The 26,192-nt window shown below is 63.0% G+C and carries 24 protein-coding genes, 1 other RNA gene and 3 pseudogenes; 10 read left to right on the plus strand and 18 right to left on the minus strand.

Going from position 1 to position 26,192, the window contains the following annotated elements:
• Nucleotides 1-20 precede the first annotated feature (20 nt).
• From NKI08_RS10570 to NKI08_RS10590, 5 genes are all read right to left on the minus strand, one after another.
• Nucleotides 21-1,538: a DegQ family serine endoprotease gene (locus NKI08_RS10570; RefSeq protein ID WP_352768943.1), complete on the minus strand. Its 1,518-nt coding sequence runs from the start codon at nucleotides 1,536-1,538 to the stop codon at nucleotides 21-23.
• A 145-nt stretch (nucleotides 1,539-1,683) separates the two neighbouring features.
• On the minus strand, nucleotides 1,684-2,646 hold the full coding sequence (gene hflC, locus NKI08_RS10575) for a protease modulator HflC (protein WP_352501020.1): 963 nt from the start codon (nucleotides 2,644-2,646) through the stop codon (nucleotides 1,684-1,686).
• Nucleotides 2,646-3,740, minus strand: coding sequence for an FtsH protease activity modulator HflK (gene hflK, locus NKI08_RS10580; protein WP_352471619.1), 1,095 nt, complete (start codon nucleotides 3,738-3,740; stop codon nucleotides 2,646-2,648). Before hflK ends, hflC begins: the two co-directional genes overlap by 1 nt.
• A 161-nt stretch (nucleotides 3,741-3,901) precedes the next feature.
• Nucleotides 3,902-4,420, minus strand: coding sequence for a dihydrofolate reductase (locus tag NKI08_RS10585; protein ID WP_352471618.1), 519 nt, complete (start codon nucleotides 4,418-4,420; stop codon nucleotides 3,902-3,904).
• Entirely contained in the window at nucleotides 4,420-5,430 is a 1,011-nt protein-coding gene (locus NKI08_RS10590; protein WP_352768945.1) for a DUF4424 domain-containing protein, read from the minus strand. The genes NKI08_RS10585 and NKI08_RS10590 overlap by 1 nt, the downstream gene beginning before the upstream one ends.
• 141 nt (nucleotides 5,431-5,571) lie before the next feature.
• Here NKI08_RS10590 and cobF point away from each other — a divergent pair, with 141 nt between their 5' ends.
• Nucleotides 5,572-6,345 carry a precorrin-6A synthase (deacetylating) gene (gene cobF, locus NKI08_RS10595; protein WP_352539563.1) on the plus strand — a complete coding sequence of 258 codons (774 nt, stop codon included), beginning with the start codon at nucleotides 5,572-5,574 and terminating at the stop codon, nucleotides 6,343-6,345.
• A gap of 33 nt (nucleotides 6,346-6,378) precedes the next feature.
• Here cobF and NKI08_RS10600 read toward each other — a convergent pair whose 3' ends face one another.
• The 6 genes from NKI08_RS10600 to NKI08_RS10625 all read right to left on the minus strand — a co-directional run bounded on the left by NKI08_RS10600 (nucleotide 6,379) and on the right by NKI08_RS10625 (nucleotide 10,927).
• Complete coding sequence (locus NKI08_RS10600) at nucleotides 6,379-6,720, minus strand: winged helix-turn-helix domain-containing protein (RefSeq protein WP_023676697.1); 342 nt, start codon at nucleotides 6,718-6,720, stop codon at nucleotides 6,379-6,381.
• 81 nt (nucleotides 6,721-6,801) lie between these two features.
• On the minus strand, nucleotides 6,802-7,914 hold the full coding sequence (gene modC, locus NKI08_RS10605; protein WP_352768947.1) for a molybdenum ABC transporter ATP-binding protein: 1,113 nt from the start codon (nucleotides 7,912-7,914) through the stop codon (nucleotides 6,802-6,804).
• On the minus strand, nucleotides 7,911-8,615 hold the full coding sequence (gene modB, locus NKI08_RS10610) for a molybdate ABC transporter permease subunit (RefSeq protein ID WP_352768950.1): 705 nt from the start codon (nucleotides 8,613-8,615) through the stop codon (nucleotides 7,911-7,913). The genes modC and modB overlap by 4 nt, the downstream gene beginning before the upstream one ends.
• A gap of 15 nt (nucleotides 8,616-8,630) precedes the next feature.
• Nucleotides 8,631-9,422 carry a molybdate ABC transporter substrate-binding protein gene (gene modA, locus NKI08_RS10615; RefSeq protein WP_352471611.1) on the minus strand — a complete coding sequence of 264 codons (792 nt, stop codon included), beginning with the start codon at nucleotides 9,420-9,422 and terminating at the stop codon, nucleotides 8,631-8,633.
• Between the two features lie 285 nt (nucleotides 9,423-9,707).
• Nucleotides 9,708-10,502, minus strand: a complete 795-nt coding sequence (locus tag NKI08_RS10620; protein ID WP_023676701.1) for a thymidylate synthase — start codon at nucleotides 10,500-10,502, stop codon at nucleotides 9,708-9,710.
• Nucleotides 10,503-10,615: 113 nt separating this feature from the next.
• On the minus strand, nucleotides 10,616-10,927 hold the full coding sequence (locus NKI08_RS10625) for a DUF2853 family protein (protein ID WP_023676702.1): 312 nt from the start codon (nucleotides 10,925-10,927) through the stop codon (nucleotides 10,616-10,618).
• Between the two features lie 161 nt (nucleotides 10,928-11,088).
• On the opposite strand from NKI08_RS10625, the gene ssrA reads away from it, so the two are divergent.
• Nucleotides 11,089-11,444, plus strand: a transfer-messenger RNA (tmRNA) gene (gene ssrA / locus NKI08_RS10630).
• Nucleotides 11,445-11,542: 98 nt separating this feature from the next.
• Here ssrA and NKI08_RS10635 read toward each other — a convergent pair.
• Nucleotides 11,543-13,333, minus strand: coding sequence for an acetolactate synthase 3 large subunit (locus tag NKI08_RS10635; RefSeq protein ID WP_352768953.1), 1,791 nt, complete (start codon nucleotides 13,331-13,333; stop codon nucleotides 11,543-11,545).
• A gap of 404 nt (nucleotides 13,334-13,737) precedes the next feature.
• On the opposite strand from NKI08_RS10635, the gene NKI08_RS10640 reads away from it, so the two are divergent.
• On the plus strand, nucleotides 13,738-14,478 hold the full coding sequence (locus tag NKI08_RS10640) for an SDR family oxidoreductase (RefSeq protein ID WP_352471608.1): 741 nt from the start codon (nucleotides 13,738-13,740) through the stop codon (nucleotides 14,476-14,478).
• On the opposite strand, the pseudogene NKI08_RS10645 reads toward NKI08_RS10640, so the two are convergent.
• Together NKI08_RS10645 and NKI08_RS10650 are read right to left on the minus strand one after the other, a co-directional pair.
• Nucleotides 14,432-15,051, minus strand: a pseudogene (locus tag NKI08_RS10645) (LysR family transcriptional regulator substrate-binding protein). The gene NKI08_RS10640 and the pseudogene NKI08_RS10645 overlap by 47 nt on opposite strands.
• Nucleotides 15,052-15,124: 73 nt before the next feature.
• Nucleotides 15,125-16,330 (minus strand): multidrug effflux MFS transporter, encoded by a 1,206-nt coding sequence (locus NKI08_RS10650; RefSeq protein ID WP_023676705.1) that lies wholly within the window; start codon nucleotides 16,328-16,330, stop codon nucleotides 15,125-15,127.
• A 168-nt stretch (nucleotides 16,331-16,498) separates the two neighbouring features.
• On the opposite strand from NKI08_RS10650, the gene NKI08_RS10655 reads away from it, so the two are divergent.
• From NKI08_RS10655 to NKI08_RS10670, 4 genes are all read left to right on the plus strand, one after another.
• Nucleotides 16,499-17,188 (plus strand): TetR/AcrR family transcriptional regulator, encoded by a 690-nt coding sequence (locus tag NKI08_RS10655; RefSeq protein ID WP_352768956.1) that lies wholly within the window; start codon nucleotides 16,499-16,501, stop codon nucleotides 17,186-17,188.
• A gap of 134 nt (nucleotides 17,189-17,322) precedes the next feature.
• Nucleotides 17,323-17,859: an SspB family protein gene (locus NKI08_RS10660; protein WP_352539556.1), complete on the plus strand. Its 537-nt coding sequence runs from the start codon at nucleotides 17,323-17,325 to the stop codon at nucleotides 17,857-17,859.
• An 18-nt stretch (nucleotides 17,860-17,877) separates the two neighbouring features.
• On the plus strand, nucleotides 17,878-18,081 hold the full coding sequence (locus NKI08_RS10665; RefSeq protein ID WP_023676708.1) for a DUF4169 family protein: 204 nt from the start codon (nucleotides 17,878-17,880) through the stop codon (nucleotides 18,079-18,081).
• A gap of 20 nt (nucleotides 18,082-18,101) precedes the next feature.
• A complete protein-coding gene (locus tag NKI08_RS10670) occupies nucleotides 18,102-18,323 on the plus strand; it encodes a ribbon-helix-helix domain-containing protein (protein ID WP_352450079.1) in 222 nt (73 codons plus the stop codon).
• Here NKI08_RS10670 and NKI08_RS34680 read toward each other — a convergent pair.
• The gene (locus tag NKI08_RS34680; protein WP_502895654.1) at nucleotides 18,287-18,610 is read right to left on the minus strand and encodes a hypothetical protein; all 324 of its coding nucleotides are present in this window, start codon (nucleotides 18,608-18,610) and stop codon (nucleotides 18,287-18,289) included. The two genes, NKI08_RS10670 and NKI08_RS34680, sit on opposite strands and share 37 nt — an antisense overlap.
• 86 nt (nucleotides 18,611-18,696) lie before the next feature.
• Here NKI08_RS34680 and NKI08_RS10680 point away from each other — a divergent pair.
• Nucleotides 18,697-19,002 (plus strand): annotated as a pseudogene (locus NKI08_RS10680) (MarR family winged helix-turn-helix transcriptional regulator); the annotation flags it as partial.
• An 11-nt stretch (nucleotides 19,003-19,013) separates the two neighbouring features.
• Here the strand turns inward: NKI08_RS10680 and NKI08_RS10685 are convergent.
• Nucleotides 19,014-23,135 carry an AsmA family protein gene (locus tag NKI08_RS10685; RefSeq protein WP_352768959.1) on the minus strand — a complete coding sequence of 1,374 codons (4,122 nt, stop codon included), beginning with the start codon at nucleotides 23,133-23,135 and terminating at the stop codon, nucleotides 19,014-19,016.
• 94 nt (nucleotides 23,136-23,229) lie between these two features.
• Nucleotides 23,230-24,644, minus strand: a pseudogene (locus NKI08_RS10690) (FAD-binding oxidoreductase).
• A gap of 119 nt (nucleotides 24,645-24,763) precedes the next feature.
• Here NKI08_RS10690 and NKI08_RS10695 point away from each other — a divergent pair.
• Nucleotides 24,764-25,249: a thioesterase family protein gene (locus tag NKI08_RS10695; protein ID WP_352768961.1), complete on the plus strand. Its 486-nt coding sequence runs from the start codon at nucleotides 24,764-24,766 to the stop codon at nucleotides 25,247-25,249.
• Nucleotides 25,250-25,396: 147 nt separating this feature from the next.
• Nucleotides 25,397-25,594 carry a hypothetical protein gene (locus NKI08_RS10700; RefSeq protein ID WP_352768964.1) on the plus strand — a complete coding sequence of 66 codons (198 nt, stop codon included), beginning with the start codon at nucleotides 25,397-25,399 and terminating at the stop codon, nucleotides 25,592-25,594.
• 72 nt (nucleotides 25,595-25,666) lie between these two features.
• Here the strand turns inward: NKI08_RS10700 and NKI08_RS10705 are convergent, their stop codons facing one another.
• Entirely contained in the window at nucleotides 25,667-26,146 is a 480-nt protein-coding gene (locus tag NKI08_RS10705; protein WP_352471646.1) for an Lrp/AsnC family transcriptional regulator, read from the minus strand.
• Nucleotides 26,147-26,192 lie beyond the last annotated feature (46 nt).

Raw genomic sequence — 26,192 nt, forward strand, 5'->3', positions numbered from 1 at the left:
CATTGCAGGCTCTTCCGGACTCAATCCATCCGGATTGTCACAAACCTCAGCTCGCCGGTCTTCGACGCCAGCATCAACAGCGCGTTCTTGCGCCCCTGCTCCTTCAGCGCGCCGATCCGGTCCATGACGTCCTTGGGCGTTGCGACCGATTCCTGCGCGATCTCGGTGATCACCTCGCCCGGCTGGATGCCGCGTTCGGCAGCCGCCGAATCCTTGGAGACGTCGGTCACGACGACGCCGGAGACGTCGGCGGCGATGCCGAATTTCGTGCGCGTCTCCTCATTGAGCTCGCCGATCGTCATGCCGAGCACGGCAGCCGTCGAAACCGCAGGCGCCTTGTCGGCATCGTCCTGGTCGGCGTTGCCGTTTTCACCGCCGCTGGCAAGCTTTTCGCCGTCCTCGAGCCGGCCGAGCGTCACCTTGACGGTCTGCTCGACCCCTTTGCGCACGATGATCACGTCGACCGCCTTGCCGACCGGGCTCTCCGCCACGACGCGCGGCAGGTCGCGCATTTCATGGATGTCCTTGCCGTCGAATTTGATGATGACGTCGCCGGCCTGGATTGTGCCGTTGTCGACCGGCCCGCCCTTGATGACGCCGGCGACCAGCGCGCCCTTGGCGGTCACCATGCCCAGGCTTTCGGCAATGTCGTCGGTCACCGGCTGGATGCGCACGCCGAGCCAGCCGCGCCGCGTCTCGCCGAACTGGCGAAGCTGGTCGACGACGCCCGAGGCAAGCTGCGACGGGATCGAGAAGCCGATGCCGATCGAGCCGCCCGATGGCGAGATGATTGCCGTGTTGATGCCGATGACCTCGCCGCTGCTGTTGAACAGCGGTCCGCCGGAATTGCCGCGGTTGATCGCGGCATCGGTCTGGATGAAGTCGTCATACGGGCCGGAATTGATGTCGCGATTGCGTGCCGAGACGATGCCGACCGTCACCGTGCCGCCGAGACCGAACGGATTGCCGATCGCCATCACCCAGTCGCCGACACGCATCGTGTTGGAATCGCCGAACTTCACCGCCGTCAGCTTGTGCCCTTTCGGATCGACCTTCAGCACCGCGACATCGGTCTTGGTGTCGGTGCCGACCAGCGTCGCCTTGAGCGTCACCCCATCGGAGAAATTCACCTCGATGTCGTCGGCATCGGCAATGACGTGGTTGTTGGTCACCACGATGCCCTGCTCGGCGTCGACCACGAAGCCGGAGCCCAGCGACTGCACCTTTTGCCCGCCGCCGCCCTTGTCGCCGCCACGGTTCTTGAAGAAATCGTCGAAGAAGTCCTGGAAGGGCGAGCCCTCCGGCAGCTGCGGCATCGGCACTGCGCCCGGCCCCTCAGTGCCTTTAACAGTCTGCGACGTCGAGATGTTGACCACGGCGCCAAGCAGGCCGGCGGCGAGATCGGCAACCGAGGGCGGCCCGTCGGCTGCCATCGTCGGCGCCACGAACGACGGAACGGCAACGGCGCCGACCAGAAGCGCAGCGGCCCCGGCGATGAACGTCCGCCTCGCTGCACGCAGAAGGGTGGTGGATGTCATCGAAAGGCCTCCGGGTGTTCTGAAAAAAGCGCTTCGGCAAAAAACGCCGCGTCGCGTCATGTTGGCAAGAAATAAGGCACGTTTGCGGCTATGGCTACCGCCAGAGAATAAATCCTCTGTTACGCCGGCTATCCCTGCACCGGCCCTACTGGCCGGTGCTTGGCTGAGCCGCCGGTGGCGCGGGAGCGGCAGGTGCTGGCGCTGGTGCCGCCGGTGCCGCAGGCGTTTCCTTGCTGTCCGGGTCGCGGAAGAAGCGGAAGAACTCGGAATTCGGCGACAGCACCATCGTCGTTCCTGCGCTGTTCAGCGCCGTGCCATAGGCATTCATCGACCGGTAGAAATCGAAGAAGGCCGGATCGCGCTGATAGGCCCCGGCAAACGTCGCGCTGCGCTGGGCTTCACCTTCACCGCGCAGGATTTCAGACTCTTTCTGCGCTTCGGCGACGATTTCGACCACTTCGCGGTCGGCGCGAGCCCTGATCCGCTGCGCTGCCTCGTTGCCGCGCGCCCTCAGCCGCTCGGCTTCGGCGAGACGTTCGGCCTTCATGCGGTCGAAGGTCTGCTGCGAGACTTCGGCCGTGAGATCGGTACGGCGGATGCGGACATCCTCGATCTGCAGGCCAAGCGAGGTGGCATCAGGCCTCAGCTGATCGCGCACCTCGCGCATCATCACGGCGCGCTCTTCCGAGAGTGCCGCCTCGAAGTCGCGCAGGCCGTAGACGCGGCGCAAGGCAGCGTCGAGACGCGTCCTCAGCCGGGCCTCGGCCAGTTCGATCTGGCCGGAAACCGCGGCGCGGAACACACGCGGGTCCGAGATACGATAGGCGATAAAGGCATCGACCTCATAGAATTTGCCGCCCGAAACCTGGACACGGATGTTGTCGAGGTCGAAGCGCAGGACCCTGTTTTCGATCAGCTGGACGGTGTCGGCATCGAAGAAGGAGAATGGCGCCTTGAAATAGATGCCCGGCTGGTTCTTGACGTCGACGATTTCGCCGAACCTGAGCACCAGCGCCTGCTGGCGCGCATTGACGACGAAGACCGACGAATAGAGCAGGAACAGGATGACCGCGGCGATGACCGCAATGACGGGAAGACGGTTGGCCATCACTGGTTTCCTCCGGTGGCCGGTGCCGGCGCCTTCTGCTGCAATGCCGGCAGCGGCAGGTAGGGAACCACCCCTTGCCCGTTGCCTTGCTCGACGATGACCTTGCTCGAATCCTTCAGCACCCTCTCCATCGTCTCCAGGTAGAGCCGCTTGCGCGTCACTTCCGGCGCCTTTGCATATTCGTCATAGACCGAGATGAAGCGCTGCGCCTCGCCTTCGGCCTCCTGCACGACCCGGTTCTTGTAGGCGGCCGCGTCTTCGCGGATCTGTGCGGCCGCACCGCGCGCCTGGCCGAGCTTCTGATTGGAATACTGATTGGCCTGCTCGACGAACTTGTCCTCGTCCTGTTCGGCCCGCTGCACCTCGTCGAACGCGTCTGCCACCTCGCGCGGCGGCGCGGCGTCCTCGATGGAAATTGCGTTGACGTTGAGGCCGGCCTTGTAGCCGTCCAGCGTCGTCTGGATGATCTCACGCACCGACGCCGCAATGCCTTGCCGGTCGTCGCGGAAAATGTCCTGCGCCGGGCGCCGGCCGACCGCTTCGCGCATCGCGCTTTCGGCGACCTGCTGCAGCATGCCGCCCGGGTCGGACACGTCGAACAGATAGGCCTTCGGGTCGGAAACCTGATAGGCCACCGAGAATTGCACGTTGACGATGTTCTGGTCGCCGGAAAGCATCAGGCCATCGCCGCTGGTGCTGCCGCCGCCGATGCTGACAAGCTGCTCGGCGATGTTAGCGGTCTCGACCGTTTCGATGGGCCACCAATGGAAATGCAGGCCCGGCTGCGACAGCTCCGCCTTCGGCTTGCCGAACCTGAGCTCCACCGCAACTTCATCTGGCTGGACGGTGTACACTGCCTTGAACGCCCATAGCACCACCAGCGCCGCGGCAATCAGCCCGAACACGGCAGGGCTCGCGCCACCGCCGCCCGGCAGCGCGCGCCGCAACCGGTCCTGCCCGCGCCGGATGATATCCTCGAGATCGGGAGGCGAGCCCTGCGGGCCGCTGGGTCCTTTTGGTCCCTGACCCCAAGGCCCCTGATTGTTGCCGCCGCCCCACGGGCCGCCGCCGCCGCTCTTGTCGTTCCAGGGCATGAATGTCCTTTCGCTTGGAATTCCCTCAAGCGCCGGCTCACCGGCGCAAAATCCAATATTATTCTTCTATAGGGATGCGACGGCACGCTTTCAACGCGATCGGCTGCCGCCACTGTCCGCCTTTGGGTCCATCTAGACCTGTCGCGACCCCTTTGTCGCCTTCAATGCACGTCGCGGCGCCGCTCGTAAACCGAATAGCGTGTCGCATGGCTGTCCTTTTCGCCAGCCTCCACCTCCTGCGAGCGGACGATCCGCCACAGCGCCGGATCGATCGGCGGGAAATGGGCATCGCCGTCGACCGCGGCCAGAACATGGGTCACGTGCAGCCGATCGGCCAACGGCAGCGCCTGAGCGTAGATTTCGCCGCCGCCGATGACGCAGATCTCGTCGGCGCCGGCCATGCAGCGCCCGCGCACCGTCGCCAGCGCGATTGCGTCCTCGATCGAGTGCGCGACTTCGACGCCCTCGGCGCGCCATGCCTTGTCTCGTGTCACCACGATGTTGAGCCTGCCCGGCAATGGGCGGCCGATGCCTTCATAGGTCTTGCGGCCCATGATGATGGGCTTGCCCATCGTATCGGCTTTGAACCGCTTGAGATCGGTGGACAGCCGCCACGGCAACCCACCCTCGCGCCCGATCACGCCGTTCTCGGCGATGGCGACATAAAGCGCGAGGTCCATCAGCCGCCGTTTCCGCCATCCGATGGCTCCAGCAGCAATATGTCGATGTCGTGCTCGGGGTAGAAGTTCTGCGCCTTCATCTCGAACGTCGTCGGTCCGATCTTCCTGACGTTTTCGCCGCAAAACGAGACCAGGTTCTTCGGATCGCCCTTGTCGACGGTCAGCTTGAACGCACCGATGTTTCCCGACGCCCAGTTGCCGCCCGTGGTCAGGATATAGGCGATGCGGTTCTCGAAATATTTGGGGTAGCCGTCGGGATCGTCCTTGGCTGCCTTGCGCACGGCATTCTCGAAGGCATCGTCCATGCAGTAGCGTGTCTTGTAGGCGGCATACTGACCCTGGAACTGGCCGTCATAGAAGAAGCTGACCGAGGAGGTGCCGCCGACGCTCGGCTTGTAGCGATGCGAGACATGGACCGCCTTGTTGGCCGGAAACGTCGAGCGCCACCAATAGGTCGAGCGCAATTGCCAGAACGGCGTATAGACGGTCTTCATGCCCGAACCGTCGTCAGCAGTGTCCTCGATGATGATGCCGCGGTTGACCCAGTCGTCGGCGACCGCTTGCGGCAGCTTTGCCAGCGCTGCCTTGGCCGCATCGCCGAACGGATAGAACGGCACGCCCTGCGCCTTCAGGTCAGCGCCGATGTCGATGCCGAGCGCGAACACCTTCTGCTCGAGCTGCGGCTTTGCCGGCTCCCCGTCGATCGTCACTTCGAAGCCGAGGAAATTGTCGCTCTGCGCCTCCGGAATCGCTGGTATTTCTTCGGGGTCGCCTTCGATGTCGGGCATCGGAAAGGCGACGATCGCATCGACATCCTTGTCGGTATTGTTGCGGAAGACGTAATCGACCATCACTTTTTCCGGCGAGATGTAGAGATCCTCGCTTTCCATCGCCACCGCATCGCTGCGCGAAAGAATCAGCCCACCGGTGCCGAGTTCGGCGACCGAATCATTGGCGAGCGCAGGCGTAGCCGAGAGCGCCAAGGCTGCGGTCAGGACGTAACGGAACATGGAAACTCCCCCGGCGAGAATGCCAACATGACTCTAGCTGTTCAATGTGGCGTTTCAAAGCCTTTCGGCAAATGCGCCGGCGCCTGCCGGCATGTCGTGTCGGTCTAGACACGCCGGTCCCGATCGGGCAGGAGTTCGCCCATGCGCAAGCTTCTCGTCATCGGCATCGGCGCCGGCAATCCGGAACACATGACGGTCCAGGCCATTAACGGTCTCAATCGGGCCGACGTGCTGTTCATTCCTGACAAGGGCGCCAAGAAGAACGATCTCGCCGAATTGCGCCGCCAGATCTGCGACCGCTTCGTCATTAATCCGAACTCGCGCCGTGTCGAATTCGACGTGCCGGTGCGCGCCGAGCCGGCGCCTTCCTACCGCTCGACCGTCGACGACTGGCACGAGGCGATCGCCGCGATCTACGAAGGCCTGATCCGCGACGAACTCCCTGAAGATGGCTGCGGCGCCTTCCTGATCTGGGGCGATCCGTCGCTCTACGACAGTGCGCTGCGCATCCTTGAGCGCGTGCGCCTCAGAGGCAATGTAGCGTTCGAGCTGGAGGTCGTCCCTGGCATCACCGCCATCCAGGCACTCGCAGCCAGCCACAAAATGGCATTGAACCGGATCGGCGACGCCATTTTGATCACCACCGGCCGCCGGCTCGCCGAGGAAGGTCTGCCCGAAAACGCCGGCAGCACCATCGTCATGCTGGACGGCAAATGCGCCTTCAACACGCTGGACGACAACGACGTCACCGTTCACTGGGGCGCCTATCTCGGGACGCCCGACGAGATCGTCATCTCGGGCCGGATTGGCGACGTCGGCGACAAGATCGTGACCACCCGTGAGCAGGCCCGCCGGAAAAAAGGCTGGATCATGGACACCTATCTGCTGCGCAAGCCGGGCGAGCCTAAGAAGTAACAGGGATCACACGCGGCATGAATTCCGCCGGCGTCACGCTGCGTCGATCTCGGCCTGCAGTGCCTCCATATGCGCCGCCGCTGCTGAAGACGCAGCCCGCTCGATGGCGCGGAAGCGGCTGACCACAGCAAGCCCGACCGACGTCAACTGGGCGCCACCGCCTTTTTTGCCGCCCGTCTGTGCCGCAACCAGCGGCTTGCCGAACACGCGGTTCATGTCTTCGACCAGATCCCAGGCGTGCTTGTAGGACATCTCCATGCCGCGTGCCGCGGCCGAAATCGAGCCGAAGGCGGCGATCTGTTCCAGAAGCTCGATCTTGCCCGGTCCGATGCGGCCATCTGGATCGAGATTTATCCGCAAACTCAGCGACGGCATTTGCTCCTCCGCGGTCACGCTATTCTACAGGTTCTGCAGCGATACCGCTATTCCAAAACGATATAGCGAATCATCGGCCGTTCACTCATCCGCCTCGGCGGGCAGGCCGGCGCCGGTATTCGCCCGGTCGAAGCTCACCGTCTTGACCACGGCGAACACCTGTCGACCAAGCCGAAGCCCCAGTGTCTGCCGCGACTGTTCTGTGATGCGGGCAAGCACGGTTGCGCCATTGCAGTCGAGGCCGATCTCGACGGTAGGCCCTTCGCCCGGCTCTATCGCCACGATCGTGCCCGGCAATATGTTGAGCGCGCTGAGGCCAACCGGCTGCTCGGTGGCGATCATCACGTCGCGGGCACGGATGCGGACGCGCACCGGCGCACCGACTGGCGTTGCCAGAAGCGGCACCCGGATCTCGCCCGCCAATGAGCCTAGCACCGTCATGCCGAAGGCTTCGTCGTGGCGCAGAACCGCGGTATCCAGCACGGCGCCGCCCTCGCCGCGCTCTTCGGCCGGCAATAGATCCAGACGCTGCATGATCGCTCCGGTCGGACCGGAAGCGGCGACCTTTCCTTGCATCAGCACCACGACGTCGCTCGCCAGCCGCGCCACTTCGGCGATCGAGTGGCTGACATAGACGATCGGAATTTTCGTCTCGTCGCGCAGCCGCTCGATGTAAGGCAAGATCTCGGCCTTGCGCCGCTCATCGAGCGACGCCAGCGGCTCGTCCATCAGCAGCAATTTCGGACTGGCAAGCAGCGCCCTGCCGATTGCCACGCGCTGCTTCTCGCCACCGGAGAGTTTTGCCGGCCGCCGATCGAGCAAATGGCCGATCCCGAGCAGTTCGACCACACCATTGATATCGGCGTAACGCTCGGCAGCCGGCGTGAACCAGCGGCCATAGCGCAGATTGCTCGCCACGCTCATATGCGGAAACAGCCGCGCATCCTGGAACACCATGCCGATCCGCCGTTTGTGCTTCGGCACGAACAGACCGGCATCGCTATCAACCAGCACGCGGCCCTCGGCCGCGATGCGACCTTTGTCGGGGCGGATCAGCCCGGCAATCAAATTGATCAGCGTCGTCTTTCCGGAGCCGGAAGGCCCGAACAGCGCGGTCAGCCGCCCGGCGCTTTCGAAGCGGGCATTGACGGTGAAATCGCCAAGCCGGTGGCTGATGTCGACCTGAACCGTCATTCGATGTCCATCCGCCGGCCGACACGCCGCGCCAGCACTTCCGAGGCAACAAGTGCCGCCATCGAGATGAAGATCGAGATCAGCGTCAGCCTGAGCGCGCCGGCGTCGCCGCCGGGAACCTGCGTGAAAGTGTAGATCGCCGACGGTAGCGTCTGCGTCTCGTTCGGAATGTTGGAGACAAAGGTGATCGTCGCGCCGAATTCGCCCATCGCCTTGGCGAAGGAGAGGATCGCACCGGCGATCAGCCCGGGCAGGATCAGCGGCAGCGTGATCGTGCCGAATACCCATAGCGGATTGGCGCCGAGCGTGCCGGCGGCCGCCTCGATTTTGCGGTCGACGGCCTCGATCGACAGCCGGATGGCCCGCACCATCAGCGGAAAGCCCATCACGCCGCAGGCGAGCGCGGCGCCAGTCCAGCGGAAGGAAAAAACGATCCCGAAATGTTCGGCCAGGAAAGCGCCGGCCGGACCACGCTTGCCGAAAGTCAACAGCAGCAAATAGCCGGTCACCACCGGCGGCACGATCAGCGGCAGATGCACCAGACCATTGAGCAGCGTCTTGCCCCAGAACTGGCCGCGGGCAAGCACAAGAGCGATCAGGATGCCCGGCGGCAGGCTGGCAATCATCGCCACGGTCGCCACCTTGATCGACAGCTGGACCGCATTCCATTCGTCGGGAGCGAGATCCAGCAGCCAGTTCATGTGCGGTGCCGTACGTCAGTTGCTCGGCGCGAGGATTGTAAAACCTTGCGCCTTGAAGAGTTCGCCAGCCTTGGCGGATTGCAGGCATTTCAGGAATGCCGGGGTATCCCTGCTCTTCGAATCCGCAAGCTGGGCGACTGGATAGATGATCGGCGGATGGGTACCCGCGGGGAAAGTGCCGACCACCTTCACGCCAGGCTCCGCATGCGCATCCGTGGCGTAGACGATGCCGAGTGCTGCCTCGCCGGTCGACACCAGCTTTAGGGCGGCGCGGACATTCTCGGCCTGCGCCACCTTGCCTTCGACCGAAGACCAGGCACCGAGCGATTCGAGGGCTGCCTTGCCGTATTTGCCTGCCGGCACAGCTTTGACATCGCCCATGGCAAGTTTGCCGTCACCGACGAGCTTGGCAAGATCAAAACCCTTTTCGATCCTGGTTTCAACCTTGGAATCCCGTGGCGCAACCAGAACGATCTGGTTACCGAGCAGTTTCACTTGGGTTTCGGGCTTGGTCAGCTTCCTGTCAGCAAGATATTTCATCCAGTCGAGATCGGCCGAGATGAACAGGTCTGCTGGCGCGCCGCTTTCAATCTGCCTGGCCAGCGCCGAGCTCGCCGCGTAGGAAATGGTCGCCGCCTCGCCGACATCGGCCTCGCAGGCCTTGTTGACGGCATCGAGCCCATCCTTCAGGCTCGCCGCGGCAAACACGACCACCTTGTCATCGGCATGGGCCGCCGGCACCGCGGCCATCAGGATGGCGGCGAGACCCGCGATGGCAATCGTCGTCGAACCTTTGCGCGCCAGCATGAAACTCTCCTCGTCTCCGAACGCCCGAAGCCGTCCATCGATATATCCATGTGAACATAACAAGGAAAGGCTCTTTACCGCCTATGGCATTCTGAGCTGAGGTTTTCCCGGCCTGCGATAATCTTCGTTGGATACAGCGGCACCGAGGCCGAAGGAAATATTCACATGAAAATCAGCGACCAGGGATTGCGCGTCAAGTCAAGTCGGCCAATAAAGATGGATGCTGACAACGCCCGAGGGCGTAGCCGCAGTAGGCAATGTCGACATGCACAGTCAGCTATGGTGCTAGACCGCGATCGGTGCCTTGATCGTCGCGTCGGCGAAATAGTTCTCGAGCCGGAAATCCTCGAAGCGGAAGGCAAAGAGATCCTTCACCTCGGGATTGATCCACAGCGTCGGCAACGCCTTGGGCGTGCGCCGCAATTGTTCGCGCGCCTGCTCGAAATGGTTCGAGTAAAGATGCGCGTCGCCGAGCGTGTGGATGAAATCGCCGGGTTTCAATCCGGTCACCTGCGCCACCATCAACGTCAGCAACGCATAGGAAGCGATGTTGAACGGCACACCGAGAAAGATATCGCCCGAACGCTGGTAGAGCTGGCAGGAAAGCTTGCCTTCCGAAACATAGAACTGGAACAGGCAGTGGCAGGGCGGCAAGGCCATGGCCTCCACCTCGGCCGGGTTCCACGCCGAAACGATCAGCCGCCGCGAATTAGGATTTTTGCGTATCTCCTTCAGAAGATTCGCAATCTGGTCGATAGCGCCGCCATGGCCGTCCGGCCACGACCGCCATTGTTTGCCATAGACCGGGCCGAGATCGCCGTTCTCGTCGGCCCACTCATCCCAGATCGAGACGCCGTGATCGTTGAGATATTTGATGTTGGTGTCGCCGGCCAGGAACCACAAAAGTTCGTGGATGATCGACTTCAGGTGCAGCTTCTTGGTGGTGGTGACCGGAAAGCCGCGGGCCAGGTCGAAGCGCATCTGGTAGCCGAATACCGAGCGCGTTCCGGTGCCCGTGCGGTCGCCGCGATCAGCGCCGTTTTCCAGCACATGCTTCAGAAGGTCGAGATACTGGCGCATCGGCTCCGGTCCGATTCGGGTTGTCAGCCATCATAGCCGAATGACCGTCGGCCGAACACAGCAAAGCGAGACGATTCCAGCAGAAGTCTCACCAGCACCGGCGGCGAGGTTGCTCAGAGCGAGCCGAGCATGCCCAGATCCTTGGCGACGAGGTAATAGAATGTCACCCGGCTCTTGCTGTTGTCGGCCGCCATAGCTTTGCAGGTCTTTTCGATAGCCGCATCCGCCTTGGCACCGTCGGTGACGCCGAGCTTGCCGGCGACCCAGCTGTTCCTGACGCGCTTCAGTTCCTCCGGGTCGGTGCAGGACACCAGCGAGGAATCGCGGTTCCTGAGCGCGATGCCCAGATGCTTGACGATCTTGGCGACCGCGTCGGCATCCGCCGCCGCATCATACTTCTTTACGTCTGCGAGATAATCGGCCATCGAATTTCCCCTCGTCGGCGCCACGGGATCCGGTCGATGAGGATTGTGGCGCGCTGCCGCAAGTATGCGCTAGGTCTCCTCACCGCCACAAAGCTTCGGTTGAGACCGGCTGCAAGTCAACCCTTCATGATCCACTTTGGCACGGACGAAAGTGGCATTCCGGCCTTTCATTTTCCACCGCCAGTCCCTATATTCGCTTCGTCGGCTCGACCGACTATGGCGATAGACAGGCGATGAAATAAGCCGTTCGGACCCGGGGGCGGTACCCGGCGCCTCCACCAAAAACCGCTGCTCAGGAGCGGCTTTTGCTGGGGGCGAAATAGGATCGACGAAGGTGTAAAGATCGTACTTTTGCCCGGCATTGTACCACCGTTATCGGGCTAAACTTATAGTTGCCAACGACAACTATGCGGAAGCACGTCTCGCCGCGTAAGCGGTGCGATAGCTTCAATTCAAGCCCTAGTGGTTCGCACTTCTAGGCGGGGTTCGGAGGTACCTGGCAACAGAAACCTCCATTTCTCCCCCTTTTTGATATGCGCAGCCGCAGGCTCGCCCGATATGTGCAGCTGCGGGCCTGGGCTTTTTACGCCCTGATACGCCCTGGCGCCGCTGCGTTCATACCAGTCCCTGGCTGATCGTTTCGATCGCGCTGCCAAAGGTCTCGTCGGCAGCCTCATGTGACATCTCATTGTGCGCCCTGCCCGTCCTGATCATCGGAAAACAATTGGCGAGCTTGGCAACACGACAGTCAAGGAGCACCGGCCGGTCCACATCGATCATTTCCTGGATCGCATCATCAAGGTCGGCTGGTTTGTCGCAGCGCAGGCCGACCGCTCCGAACGCCTCGGCCAATTTGACAAAATCGGGCAAAGCCTCGGAATAGGAATGCGCGAGGCGGTTGCCGTGGAGAATTTGCTGCCACTGGCGAACCATGCCCATATATCCGTTGTTCAGGATGAAGACCTTGATCGGCGCGTCGTACTGGACTGCCGTCGACATCTCTTTCATGGTCATCTGAACCGATGCGTCGCCGGCGATATCGATGACGAGGCTGTCCGGATGTGCGATCTGCACGCCCAGCGCCGCCGGCAGGCCGTAGCCCATCGTCCCGAGGCCGCCCGAACTCATCCAGCGGTTCGGCTTTTCCAAGCCGTAGAATTGGGCCGCCCACATCTGATGCTGGCCCACTTCAGTGGTGATGTATGTGTCGCGATCCTTCGTCAGCGCGCAGAGACGCTCCACCGCGTATTGCGGCACGATCACATCCTTGTTCATCTCATATGAGAATGAATTGCGTGCGCGCCAGCCGGCGATCCTTCTCCACCAGTCCTGGAGGCGGCCTCCATCCGGTTTCTGAGACAATGCGCGCCATAGACGAACCATGTCATCCAGAACATTGCCGACATCGCCTTGTATGCCGATATCGACGTGGACGTTCTTGTTGATCGAGGACGGATCTATATCGATATGGATCTTGCTGGAGTTCGGCGAAAAAGCGTCCACACGCGAGGTCACGCGGTCATCGAAGCGCGCGCCGACACAGATCATGACGTCGCAATCGTGCATCGCCATGTTCGCCTCATAGGAACCATGCAGACCGACCATTTTGAGCCAGTTCTTGCCGGAGGCGGGGTAAGCCCCAAGGCCCATCAGCGTCGAGGTGATCGGAAAGTCGGTCAGTTGAACCAACTCCCGCAGCAATCTCGATGCTTCCGGGCCGGAATTGACGATGCCGCCGCCGGCATAAATAACGGGACGGCTGGCATTGGCCATCAGTGCTATCGCTTGGCCGATCTTGCCGATATCACCCTGCAGCTTCGGTCGATAATTTTTCAGCGCAGCAACACCCGATGGCGGCGTGTACACGCCGGACGCAAACAGAACGTCCTTTGGCATGTCGACGAGAACAGGCCCCGGTCGCCCCGACCGGGCGATGTGGAACGCCGTATGGATTGCTGACGCCAGGTCATTGACGTCTTTGACCAAAGAGTTGTGCTTGGTGCAGGATCGCGTGATGCCAATCGTGTCACATTCCTGAAAGGCATCGGAGCCGATCAATGTTGTCGGCACTTGTCCGAACAGACAGACGATCGGCACTGAATCCATCAGCGCGTCCTGCAGGGGCGTCACGGCATTCGTCGTGCCTGGGCCTGATGTGACCAGCATCACGCCGACCTTGCCCGTGGACCGGGCATAACCCTCCGCGGCATGGCCGGCGCCCTGTTCGTGGCGCACGAGGATATGCTTGATGTCGTCCTGCTGGAATATCTCGTCGTAGATCGGCAATATGGCCGCGCCGGGATAGCCGAAAATATGCTCCACACCATTGTCTTTGAGTGCGCGGAGAACGATCTCCGCTCCTGTCATGCGGTTGCTCGTATGCTGAATGGAATTATCGCTTGTCATGGTTCTGTCCCGTAGCGTGATGAGGATGGGCTGACGGGGCATCGCCGAAATCGGGCGTAAGAAGAATTTCGGGCATAAAAAAGGCCCCGTCGGGAGCCTGTTTGTCGCGCACGGGTGGCTGTCGCCGGATGGTTACACCATCCTGCCCGTGCGCTTTCCTACCACTGCAAGAACCATTGCGATCTTCATGATGATCGCTGCTACACAGAAAATCGCGCATCGTCAACGTCTCAGGCTGAGGCGTCTCAGGCTGAGGCGAAAGCCCAAGGGCCTCCCATCATCGGAACCTCCGATGGCAGTATTCGTTTCTTCCCGTTTCCCTTCTTCCACGCCTTTGCGGGACAAGGCCTCAGTTTCTCGCCGCGTGTGGTCATGCCCGGCGAGCTGCCTCATGGAGAGACAAGATGAACCAGGAAACCACACCAAAACACGAACGCATCCTGATCGTTGGCGGCAGTTCCGGTATGGGGCTGTCGCTTGCCGAACAGCAGCTTGCCGCCGGCGCCGAGGTTACGATCGTCGGCCGCTCCGAGGACCGGTTGTCGGCCGCACGGCAGCGCTTGCCTCACCCGGAAAGGCTGAGGACGATCGCAGCCGACGTCACAAGCGAGGACGAGGTCCAGCGCCTGTTCCAGGATGTCGGCACGCTCGACCACATCGTCTCGACCGCCGCCGACGTTACCGGCGTCTATGTGTTGCTTCCCGAGATGGATATCTCGGTGGCGCGGAAAGTGATGGATTCCAAAGTCGTCGGACCGCTTCTTCTTGCCAAACATGGCGCGCCTCGTCTGACGCCCGGGGGATCGATCACGCTGACCTCGGGCATCGCCGCCTATCGTCCGGCGGCGAAAGGCTCGGTGGTGGCAGCCGTTAATGGGGCACTTGGCTCACTCACCTACGCGCTTGCCGTCGAACTGGCGCCGATCCGCGTCAACGTCGTTTCGCCCGGCTGGGTCGACACGCCGATTTGGGATGCCGTCGTCGGCAGCGGAAAGACAGCCGCGCTGGACGCCATGGCAAAGCGTCTGCTCGTCGGCCGGATCGGCCAGGCAGCCGACATTGCCCAAGCCATCACGTCCCTCATGCACAACGGCTTCATCACCGGAACCGTGCTTCATGTCGATGGTGGCCAGCGACTGGTCTAGCGATGGCCAAAATTTCGCGGACCATTGCAAGGAACAGCCGCAGCACCGGCGCTTGAATGCGCCGGTGGCGCCATACCATGGTGACCGGCGTCACCGGGCTGCTTCCGACCCAGGGCAGCACGACGATATTGGCGTCAGCCGCGGAAGCCACCAGACGCGGGACCAGCGCGCATCCAAGACCGCCTTCAACAAGGCTCCGTATCGCGCCCATGCTGGCGAACTCGCCGACGAGTTTTGGACGGTCAGGCAATGTTGCGGCAAACGTTTCGTCGAACATCCGCCTATAGACGCAACCGGGCTGGGTGACGAGGAAGGCCTCGTCGGCCAGATCGTCGGGCGTTATGGCAGAATATCCGGCCAACCGGTGATTTGCCGGCATTATGGTGACGAGCTCTTCTAATGCCACTTGCTCGCTTCGCAGCTCCGGCGCCGCCGCCGGGACGGCTCCGAAATGGAAAGATACGTCCAGCGCCCCGCTTGTCACGCCGGCCGCAACCCACTGCTATCGTCCGCCCTGAGGTTCAGTTCCACATCGGGATGGCGCCGATGGAATTCCGCCAGCAGAGCTGGCAAGCGTGTCGAGCAAAGCGTCTCCAGGCCGCCGACAGTCAGGCGACCGGCAACCGTGCCGCTCGATAGGCGAAGTTTACTCCGCCGGCGCTTCCGCGACGTCCCGGCTGCGGCCGAGCGTTATTTTGGCCAGTGTGAAGGAGATCGCCGCGCAGAGCGTGATGCCCGCCACCATCGGCAGCGGCGTGCCGTCGAAAAACACGCCGGCGACGCCCATGGCGACCGCGCCGATGGCGAAGTGCAGCGTGCCCATCAGCGCCGACGCGGTACCGGCGATCTCGCCATGCTCTTCCATGGCCAGCACCGACGTCGTCGGGATGACCAGGCCGAGAAAGCCGTAGCCGATGAACAGCAGCGCCGCCATCACGTCGAGCCGGTCGACACCCGATGCCATCACCGCGAACAGCACCACCATCGTCGTCGCATAGCCGGTCACCGCGACGCGCACCACGCGCTGCAGCCCGAACCGCTCCGACAGCAACCCGGTCAGCTGCGACATGCCGATAAAGGCAACCGCATTGATCGAGAAGAACACGCTGTAGACCGAAGGCGACAGGCCATAATGGTCGATCAGGATGAAGGACGAGCTCGACAGATAGACGAAGAAGCTCGCAATGCCGAAGCCGGCGATGGCCGTCAGGCCAAGGAAGTTGCGGTCGCCCATCAGGAAGCGGTAGCCGGAAAGTGCCGTCCCGAAGGACGACCCGGCGCGCTCCTCGACCGGCCGTGTCTCCTTGAGCGAGGTCGCCAGCAGGATGGTGGCGAGCACGGCCGCGCCCGTCACCGTCCAGAACACGGCGCGCCAGCCGAAATTCTCGATGATCTGGCTACCGGTCAGCGGTGCCAGGATCGGCGACACCGAAAACACAAGCATCAGCAGCGACATCAGCTTGGCGGCCTCGGTGCCGGTATGCAGATCGCGCACGATCGCGCGCGGCACGGCCATGCCGGCGCTGGCGCCGAGCCCTTGCAGGAAGCGGAAGGCGATCAGCCATTCGATCGAGGGAGCCAGCGCCGAGCCGACGCCGCCGACCATGAACAGCGCCAGGCCGCCGTAGAGTGGCAGCTTGCGGCCGACCATGTCGGAGATCGGTCCGACGACGATCTGGCCGAAGCCCATGGAAAGAAAGAAGATCAGCAGGCTCATCTGCACCGCGGCAGTGCCGGCATGCAGATCTTCGCCGATTGAAGGCAGGGCCGGAAGATACATGTCGATGGCAAACGGGCCGATCGCGGACAATAGGCCGAGCACGACCGCAATGCGGAGGAATTTGGCGTTCATGATAGCAGGCTCTTTCGAATTCTGGTTGCCGCCGAGGACCGACGTGTAACCCTAGGACGTTCCATCCCGTGGAGTTCCGACTCTTCTGCGGAACGAAACCCCCTTCGTGCAAGTCCACAAATTTAGACAGGCTTGTCTAATTCGTCAACCACCTCTATATAGTTTTGCATGAAGGCCAACGTCTCTCCTGACATTTTCCCGCCGCGAGGCCACGAGGCCAAGCGCATATCGATTGTCGATGCCGCCGCCTTGGTCTTCTGCCGCGAAAGCTTTGCCGGTGCCAATATCGACATGATTGCCGCCGAGGCCGGCGTCTCCCGCCAGACCATCTACAATCATCACGGCGACAAGGAAAAACTCTTCGTTGCCATCGTCCGCGACCTCACCGAACGTTGCAATGCCGGCATCTTTGCCACGATTTCCACTTTTCCCGATCAGCCGAAGGATCTCGAGGCCGACCTCATCGCCTTTGCTGTGCGGATGAACCACAACTGCATCTGCAACCGCGACGGCAAATTCCTGCGCAAGCTGATCCAGACCGAGGGCGGGCGCTATCCCGAGTTGTTCGCCGAATGGCGCGAAGAAGGACCGGGCAGGACATGGCCGGCGATCGCCGCCCGCTTCGCCCGCCTCGCTCATGCGGGCTTCCTTGACATCGACGATCCCGATGTCGCAGCGCGCCAGTTCATGGCGCTTGCCAATGCCGAGTTGCAGACGACGTTCATGCTCGGCGGCACACCGACCGAGGACGAGGTGGTGCAATCGGCGACAAATGGCGTGCGCACCTTCCTGCGCGCCTTCGGCAAGCGGCAGCCTGTGGCCCGGGCGAGCAATCAGGGCGCGCTCGCCAGCGCTTGACGATCAAAGCTGTTTGACGATCAAATCGTCGCCAATGGGCTTCGCTTCCGCACGCCGGCGATCTATATCCGGTTTACGCCGCGCTCAAGCTTGATTACAGCTATCAGGACGATTCAACGGAACCCGACAGCCACATGGCCGACGACCACATCCGCTACGACATTCTGGCCCAGGAGGCGTTGCGCGGCGTCATGCGCAAGGTCCTGGCCGAAGTCGCGCGCACCGGTCTCCCGGGCAACCATCATTTCTTCATCACCTTTCTCACCGGCGCGCCGGGCGTGCGCGTGTCGTCGCGGCTACGCGAGCGCTATCCCGAACAGATGACCATCGTCATCCAGTTCCAGTATTGGGACCTGAAGGTGAGCGACACCGGCTTTGAGGTCGGGCTGTCGTTTTCCGACGTGCCGGAGAAACTGGAAATCCCGTTCTCGGCCGTACGCGGCTTTTACGACCCGTCCGTCAACTTCGAGCTCGAATTCGACGTCAAGACCGATACCCCGGCGGAACAGGAGACAAAGGCCAAGCCTGCTCCCGAACCGCTGGCCATCGTCGCCGAGAAAAAGCCCGAGTCGAAGAAGAAAACCGCCGAGGCGGAAAAGAAGCCTGCCGCGGCCGACGCCGTCGCCAAGGGCGCCGACGTGGTGTCGCTTGACGCCTTCCGCAAGAAGTGACCCGACGGGCGGCGTGACATGGCCGAGATCGTCAATCTCCGTCAGGCACGCAAGCAGAAGGCGCGAGCCGAGAAGGAGCGCCTGGCCGAACAGAACCGGGCGCTGCATGGCCGTTCCAAACCCAGCCGGGATCGCGACCGCCTGATCGCCGACAAGGCCGATAAATTCGTCGCCGGCCATCGCCGCGAAAATTCGGGCGATTCGGACAAATCCGATGCTTGAAGTGTGAGTAGGATCGTCTCGTGAGCCCGGTGGAAAAACGCTCGGTCACCATTCGCGGCCACCGCACCAGCTATTCGCTCGAAAAGCCTTTTTACGACGACCTGGTCGCCATCGCGGCCGTGCGAAAACTGACGCTCGCCGCCCTTGTCGCCGAAATCGACGAGAGCCGCCCGCGGGATGCCAATCTCTCCTCGGCGCTCCGGCTCTATGTGCTGGATTGGGCCAAGCGCGGCAAGTTGTAGCCTTCAGGCAACGCTATCCTGTTTCCGGCGCCGGATACGGAAGCCCAGCAAAGCCGAACGGTCGCGTTCTTCGGCCTGCCAAGCGGCGTATCCTGCAGTTTCAGGTCGGCGAGCGTGAACTGGCCAAAATAGGCGATGTTCGTGGCAAGCCGGATCAGCTTCAAGAGGGCAATGCCGGCAAACAACCCCGCCGTCGCAACCACCACCGCTATGCCGGCAATGAGCAGCACCCGGGCATCGGTGGTAAAATCGCGCAGATGGCTGGGGTTGGCGTGATCGGACTTCATTTGCAGACCTTGCTTTCTGGCGGCGTGCCGACTTGCGGATGGGTCGCCGGCCGTGCCACCGAAGATGGCGGGCACGAGCGATGTTGGTGACACCACGCCAGCATCAGGGCCTGCTTGCAATCAAAGGGTTCCCCGGCGGAGGGCCAGTGACCATTGGCGACCTCGCGGAGCGCCTGCGCATCCGCCATCACAGCACAGTGGAATTGGTCAACCGTCTTTGCGAAGCCGGGCTGGTCGCGAGGGACCACGACGAGGAGGACCACCGCCGCGTGCTGCTGCGGCTGACCGAGCGCGCCGACGACAGTCTCGCCGATCTGTCAGCCGCTCATCTCGACGAACTCGGGCGGATCGAGCCGATGCTGAAGCGCTTGCTTGCTGGAGGCGACACATAAGGGATGCGCCGTCACCCGCCATTCAGCGATTTCAGCAGATCGTCGATCGACGAGGGATCGAGCTTGAGCTTTGGCGGGGGCTGCACTGGCGGTGGCACGTTGTTTGCGGCCGGTGGCTCCCGTTCCGCGCGCTCCGCCGCGGCCTTGCGTTCGGCGTCGAGCCTTGCCTTCTCTTCCGAGGCGATCCGCAACGCCTCTTCCGCCCTCTGGCGTTGCTGTTCTTCGGCCTGCGCTGCTTCCTCGGCAGCCTGTTGCGCCGCCTTGGCTTTGGCTTCGGCATCCGCTGCGGCCTTTGCAGCCGCCTCGGCTTTCGCCCTGGCCTCGGCTTCGGCTTTCGCCGCTGCATCCGCCTTTGCCTTGGCTTCAGCCTGCGCCCTGGCCTCCGCTTCGGCTTGGGCCTGCGCCTCAGCTTCGGCCTTTGCCTTGGCGTCCGCTTCAGCTTTCGCTTTGGCCTCAGCCTGCGCCCTCGCCTCCGCATCCGCCTGTGCCTTGGCGTCCGCTTCAGCCTTCGCCTTGGCTTCAGCCTGCGCCCTCGCCTCGGCTTCGGCCTGGGCCTGAGCCTCGGCTTCGGCCTTTGCCTTGGCGTCGGCCTCGGCCTTCAGCCGCGCTGCTTCCTGTTGCCTGCGCAGTTCCTCCGCCGCTCTTTCACGCTCGGTTTGCAGCGCAGCGTAGTAGCGCACCTCACGCCGCAGCCTTTGTTTCTCGAGCAGTGCGGCTTGCATGGCTTCGACCCGCTGCTGCTCCTTTTCCAGCGCACGCTGGGTCAGGAACTGTGCCAGCGGCTCGCTGTCGAACTGCCGTTTGGTGGCGCCAAACGGCCCGTCGACGCTGAAATTCAAAATCGGTTCGGAGCCGACCAGCGCCTCATCGCCGGGCCGGTAGGCGATCTCGCCCTTGGCATCGACGGTGCTGGTGTTCAGATCGGCGGTGATGTCGGCGGACAGCGTCGCGCCCGGGCTTTCGAATTTGACCGGCGGCGCCCTCAGCGTGCCGCCGGCGATGGTGAAGGCAATATCGGTGTCCTGCGCCGGAAAACTGCCCGCCGCGGCGATCTGCGGCACAAAGCCGGCGGTCTTCGACGCGTCGATACCGCGCCCTATCGCGTCGGCCTTGGCAATGAATGCGCCAAAGGCATCGGGATTGAAGCCGGCAATAGTCATGCCCTTCAGCGTCGCCGTGCCGGAACCGGACAGCGCCGCAACCATCGCGTCGACCGATTTGCCGCTGGTCGAAAGCGCCGTCGAGAACTCGCCGCTTCCGCTGATGCCGGCCTCCGGCAGCACGGCTACCAGATCGGCGCCGGCGAGTTTCATCTGACTGGAGAAAAGCCCGGTGCCGTCATTGTTCTTGAGCTCGAACAGGCCACTCAACGCGCCGCCGAGGAACTTTGCCTTGAGGTCGGAAACGCGGATGCCCTCCTGGTCGAGCTGCAGCGACAGCGCAGCGTCATAGGCGGTGGCAAGCGGGCCGGCGGCAAGCGACGCCGCCGTCAGATCGAGATCGGCGGTAAATGGCAGACTGGATTTCTGGCTGAACGGTGCTGTCGGCCAGGTCCTGTCATTGACAAGGAAGGCCTGGTCGCCGAACAGCATCACCGCCATCGGATCGAGGTCCAGCTCGTCCAGCGACAGCGCGCCGGCAAGATGCGGCAGCCCCTCTTTGATGTCGATATTTACGTCACCGGAGACCGCCGCTTCGTTGACGGCGCCGCTGAGGCCGCTCAGCACCAGGAGACCATTGCCGTAATCGGCATCGGCTGCAAGCGACGTCGACATGCCGGTGCCCATGCCGGGCAGGCCAACGCCGGTCGTCATCAGCCATGGCTCGATGTCGGCCGTTTCAAGGCTGACCTTGCCCTTGGCGGCCGCGCCTTGAGCCGTGTCGGCAATTGTCCCGTCGAAACCAGCTTTGAAGTCGTTGCCGGCCAGGCTGAATCGTGTCGCCAGGCCACCGCCAAGCGTGCCTTTGGCCGAGACCTCGGTGGTCGCCTCGCCGAGCATGCCGAGTGGCAGCGCCGGCAAACCGTAAAGCGCCAGCAGCGCCGTGGCGTCGGCATTCCTTGCGTTGAAGGTCAGCGTCACCGGCGCTTCGAGAGGCCGGTCGAGCGCCCCTTTGCCGGATAACGACGCCGAAAAGGCCGAGCCACCGGCCTTGCCCTGTGCGCTCATTGCCAGTCCGGTCGTACCATCGCCATTGTCTGCGGCACTCGTGACCGCATCGATACGCGCATCCTGGAACAGCTCGGGATAGGCAGCAGCACGCTCCGCCAGGCCCTTCAGCACTGCATTGCCGGGATAATGCTGGACGGCGACGTCGATCAGCGGCTTGAGGTCGACGGCGACCACCGAGGCGTCGAGCTTGCCGGTCGGGCTCGCCGGGAAATCCTTGATCCGGCCGGTGGCGCTGATCGAGGCGCCGGCAAGTCCGCCGACCGACAGTCGGTCGATCTCAAGCAGCCCCTCGCGCAATCTAAGCGCGGTGTCGACGCTATCGGCGGTCAACCCGCCGGCGCTGACCGGCCCGGCCTTGATCTGGAAATCGAGGTCGCGGTCGGAAAAGCGGTTGGCGCCCTTGTCGCTGACGAAGATCGAGGCGAAGGCGGCGAGCCCGTCGACATCGAGTTCGCCACCTTCCAGTTGCATCAGCACCGATGGCCTTGTGTCGTCGGGCTGGCTGGAATCGATGCGGCCGGAGAACTTCGCCTTGCCGAGGATGAGTTCGAGATCGCTGAAGGCCTGGTACTTCTCGCTCAAATCCACCTTGGCCTTGAAGCCGGCGGCCGGCAAGCGGCGGATCGCCTCGTCGACGTCCTTCGACAGCCATGCGGCGAAGCCGGAGGGCTGCGCCACCGCCAGAAGCAGCGATCCGGTGAAACCGAAATGGTCCTCGACGCTGACCATGCCGTTGGCTTCCAGCTTGGCGCGGCCGGGCAGCGTGGCGGCCAGCGATTTTACCGCCCAGCCGCCCTCGGCTGGCTCGGCGGACAGGTGCACGTCGCGAACGGTGGTATCGCCTGCCACCACCGCCGGCAGTTTCACCTCGACCGTGCCCGGTATGGTCGGCTTCGGCAGGTCGAGCAGCGCCTGCTCCAGCGCCGCCACCCGCTCGGACAGCGTCAATCCGGCACCGGCCGCCGCCCCCACGGCCTCGTCGAACTGCACCTGCGCGCCATTGGCCTCGATCGAGAAATGCGGCTTCAGCCCAAGGTCGACCGCAGCCTTGCCGTCGGCAGTGTAGGGATTGTCGCGCGGCCCGGTCTCGAAGCGGAATTCGTCGACGCCGAGCTTCTGGTGGTCGAGCGAAAACTTGCCGTTCAGCCTGAAGCCCGGGTCCGGTTTGCCGGCGCTGACTTTCAGCGCCTCGCCGCCGGTGCCCAGCTGCCGCGCCGCAGTCTGGTCTGCGCCCGATATCTTGAACTGGCCCGAATAGACGGCGGCGCCCTCGACGAGGCCCACATTGCCGTCGGTCTCGATGACCAGCGGATAGGCGTCCGGATCGGCCTTGAGCCTGAGCCGCATTTGCCCGTCCGGTTCGGCCTTGCCGGTGGAAGCGGCGATCGTCGTCCGCAATCCGTCCAGCAACAGCGAGCCGTCCAGCCGCCAGGGGCCGGCCAGCGACTTGGCCGAGATCGTCGAGTTGATCTCGGAAATAAGATGGCTGCGCCCGCCGGCGGCGTGGCTGAGCGCGATCTGTCCTTCCGTCACCGTCAGCTTCTCGATGGAGATCTGGCCGGGATCGAAGGGCGAGGACGGCCGTATCGTCCAGTCGACCGTGCCGTCGGCGGCGATGTCAATCGTCGCCTTCGGCCTCACCAGGCGCATGTCGAAGATCAGCACCTCGCCGCGCAGGAATGGCGCGAGTTCTGCATCCATCGAAAAGGTTTCGACGGTCATCGCCGGCTGGCCGTTAGGGCCACCGGCAACGGCGACGTTGGAAAAGGTCACCGAGGGGAACGGCAACAGCCTTGCCGTCGCATCGCCTCGCACGGTCACCTTGCGGCCCAGGACGGCACTGGCCTCGCGCTCGAAATCGGCACGGTAACCTGTCCAGTCGACAAAGTACGGCACCACCAGCGCCGCACACAGCACCAGCACAAGAAGCCCACCGAAGATCACGAACAGGCGTGCGAGCATGAACTCCTAGACAGTTGATAGTAAAGTCAGTGGCACTCTACCCCCATCAGCGTGTCGATAAAGAGGCAAATCGGGGCGCGGCAGCGGCCTGATGTCAGTCCTTTCCCGGCAGTATCTTCCCCGGGTTCATGATGTTCAGCGGATCGAGCGCCTGCTTGATCGTGCGCATGATGTCGACGCCATGGCCGAGCTCATGCCGCAGGAAGCCGATCTTGCCTTGCCCTATGCCATGCTCGCCAGTGCAGGTGCCGTCCATGGCGATGGCGCGCAAATTGAGCCGCGCCACGAATTTTTCGGCCAGCGCGATCTCCTTCGGGTCGTCCACGTCCATCAGCACCAGCACATGGAAATTGCCGTCGCCGGCATGGCCGACGATCGGCGCGATCAGGCCCATCTCGGCGATATCCGCCTCGGTCTCGGTGACGCATTCGGCAAAGCGCGAGATCGGCACGCAGACATCGGTCGACAGGCCCTTGGCGCCCGGCCGCAGCGTCAGCGACGACCAGTAGGCATCGTGCCGGGCTTTCCACAATTTTGTCCGCTCTTCGGCGACGCTGGTCCACAGGAACGGACCGCCGCTATTTTCCTCGGCGATCATGCCGAAGGTCTCGGCCTGTTCGGCGACGCCGGCATCGCTGCCGTGGAACTCGACGAACAGGCACGGGCTCTCCGGATAGTCGAGCTTCGAATAGGTCTTCATCGCCCGCATCTGCAGCGCGTTGACCAATTCTATGCGCGCCACCGGAATGCCCATCTGGATGGTCGCGATCACCGTGTTGCACGCCGCCTCGAGGCTGGGAAACGGGCAGACGCCGCCTGAAATCGCCTGTGGAATGCCCTGCAGCTTCAAGGTCAGCTGGGTGATGATGCCAAGCGTGCCTTCCGAACCGATCAGCAGCCGCGTCAGATCATAGCCGGCCGAGCTTTTCTTGGCGCGCTTGCCGGTCGTCACTGCTTCCCCGTCGGCCATCACCGCCGTCAGCGACAGGACGTTCTCGCGCATCGTGCCGTAGCGCACCGCGTTGGTGCCCGACGCACGCGTCGCCGCCATGCCGCCGAGCGAGGCATTGGCACCCGGGTCGATCGGAAAGAACAGGCCGGTGTCGCGCAGGTGCCGGTTGAGATCCTCGCGCGTCACGCCGGGCTCGACGGTGCAGTCGAGGTCCTGCGGATTGACCGCAATGATGCGGTTCATGCGTGACGTATCGAGCGAGATGCCGCCGCCCGGCGCATTGGTGTGGCCTTCCAGCGAGGAACCGACGCCAAAGGCGATCACCGGCACGCGATGCGCCGCGCATGCGCGCACGATCTCCTGCACCTCCTCCGTCGTCTCGGCAAAGGCGACGCCGTCCGGCGCCTGCGTCGGGATATAGGTCGTGGTGTGAGCGTGCTGGGCCCGGATCGCCTGGCCGGTCTGGAATCGCTCGCCGAGCCGCTGCTTGAGGATGCCGAGTACGGCGGCAATGCCTTCTTCGTTGCGCTCGACCGGATTATGTCGCTTAGAGCCATCGATTCCTCCGCGAATGGACCAGCGTCCACCCTTGTTCTGCTTCTACGGATGCGTAGTCTCACCAAGCACGCTCTGTCCAGTCCACGCTCACCCCGGCATGACGAGAAGGAAGTTTCCGATGCCCATCCCCGCCCCTTTCGTCTCCCGCGCCATGGACATCGAGGAGGCCTGGATCGACTACAACGGCCATCTCAACATGGCCTACTACAACGTGCTTTTCGATCGTTGCTCCGACGAAGCCTTCGAGATGATGGGGATGGGGCCGGATTACGTGAAAGAACGACGGCTGACCATCTACACGGCGGAAGTCCATGTCTGCTACGTCCAGGAGTTGCATCTCGACCACAGGGTCACCGTTTCGTTCCAGCTGCTGGACCATGACGAGAAGCGGCTGAGGGCCTATCAGGAAATCCGTCATGTCGACGGTTGGCTCGCCGCCACTTCAGAAACATTGTCGCTGCACGTCGACATGGCTGGCCCGAAGGTAGCGCCCTTCCCCGCCGACGTCCTGGCCAGGGTGGAAGCGATGCGCGCCGCCCATGCCGCCCTGCCGATGCCGGAGCGCGCCGGCCGCTCGATCGGTATTCGTCGTAAGCCGGCTTGAACCGCAACCCAACCGCCGTTAACCTTACCGAGGTTTTAACGTGAACAAGCCGAATTGAGACGTTGAACGACTCAGCGCGGCGTTGGAAAACCGTCCGCATCGAATTGCGATACGGGCGGCGGAGCAGCAGCGGTTCGGGGAACGTGCATGAAAACCGACATCAAGGTCGAGGCGGACAGGCTGGCGGCTGATCCACGCATCACCGACTATGATTTCTGGCGCTCGCTGAAGAACCTCAACAACGAGATCTTCCACATCGCCAACAACAACGAGCCGATCCCCTTCGCCATGATCCGCTGGCGCGCCATCCTGAAGCGGGCGCGGATGAAACGCGGCCACGCCTGAACGGTGGGGGAAGAAACAGACCGGCCGTCCGGTTTGCATTTCTGATGATGTGCTGACGAACGATCCCAAGTGTCAAGGCAGCCGCTTCACCGCCCCCAGCGGCGAACGCGCCACGACAGGCGATGATTGGATAATCGCCGTATTGGTCATCGCGAACGGAATGATCCGGTCGATCACCCGCTCGAGCTCGGCCACCGAGGCGACATGCGCCAGCGCGATGAAACAGTCTTCACCGGCGACCCGGTCGCATTGGGCGATTTCCGGTAGGTCGCGGATGATTTCGGCCACGACAGCGAGCTGGCCCGGCACCGGCCTGATCCGCAGCCACGCCGACAATTTCATGCCGAGCGCGGCCGGATTGATGCGCACCGTGTAGGCCTCAATCACGCCGCTTTCCTGCAGCCGCTTGATGCGCTCGGCCACGCTCGGCGCCGACAGGCCGACCGACCGCGCCAGTTCGGCGGTGCTGGTGCGCGCGTCCTTTTCCAGCAGGCGCAGGATTTTCAGGTCCGCCGGATCCAGATCGCTATTTTCATTTCGAAGGCGTTTCAGCGGAATACTCCTTGCTTTCGGAAAGGAAATGGCCGCAATGCCCGGC

The sequence above is a fragment of the Mesorhizobium sp. M0768 genome (assembly GCF_040320195.1).
GTDB lineage: Bacteria > Pseudomonadota > Alphaproteobacteria > Rhizobiales > Rhizobiaceae > Mesorhizobium.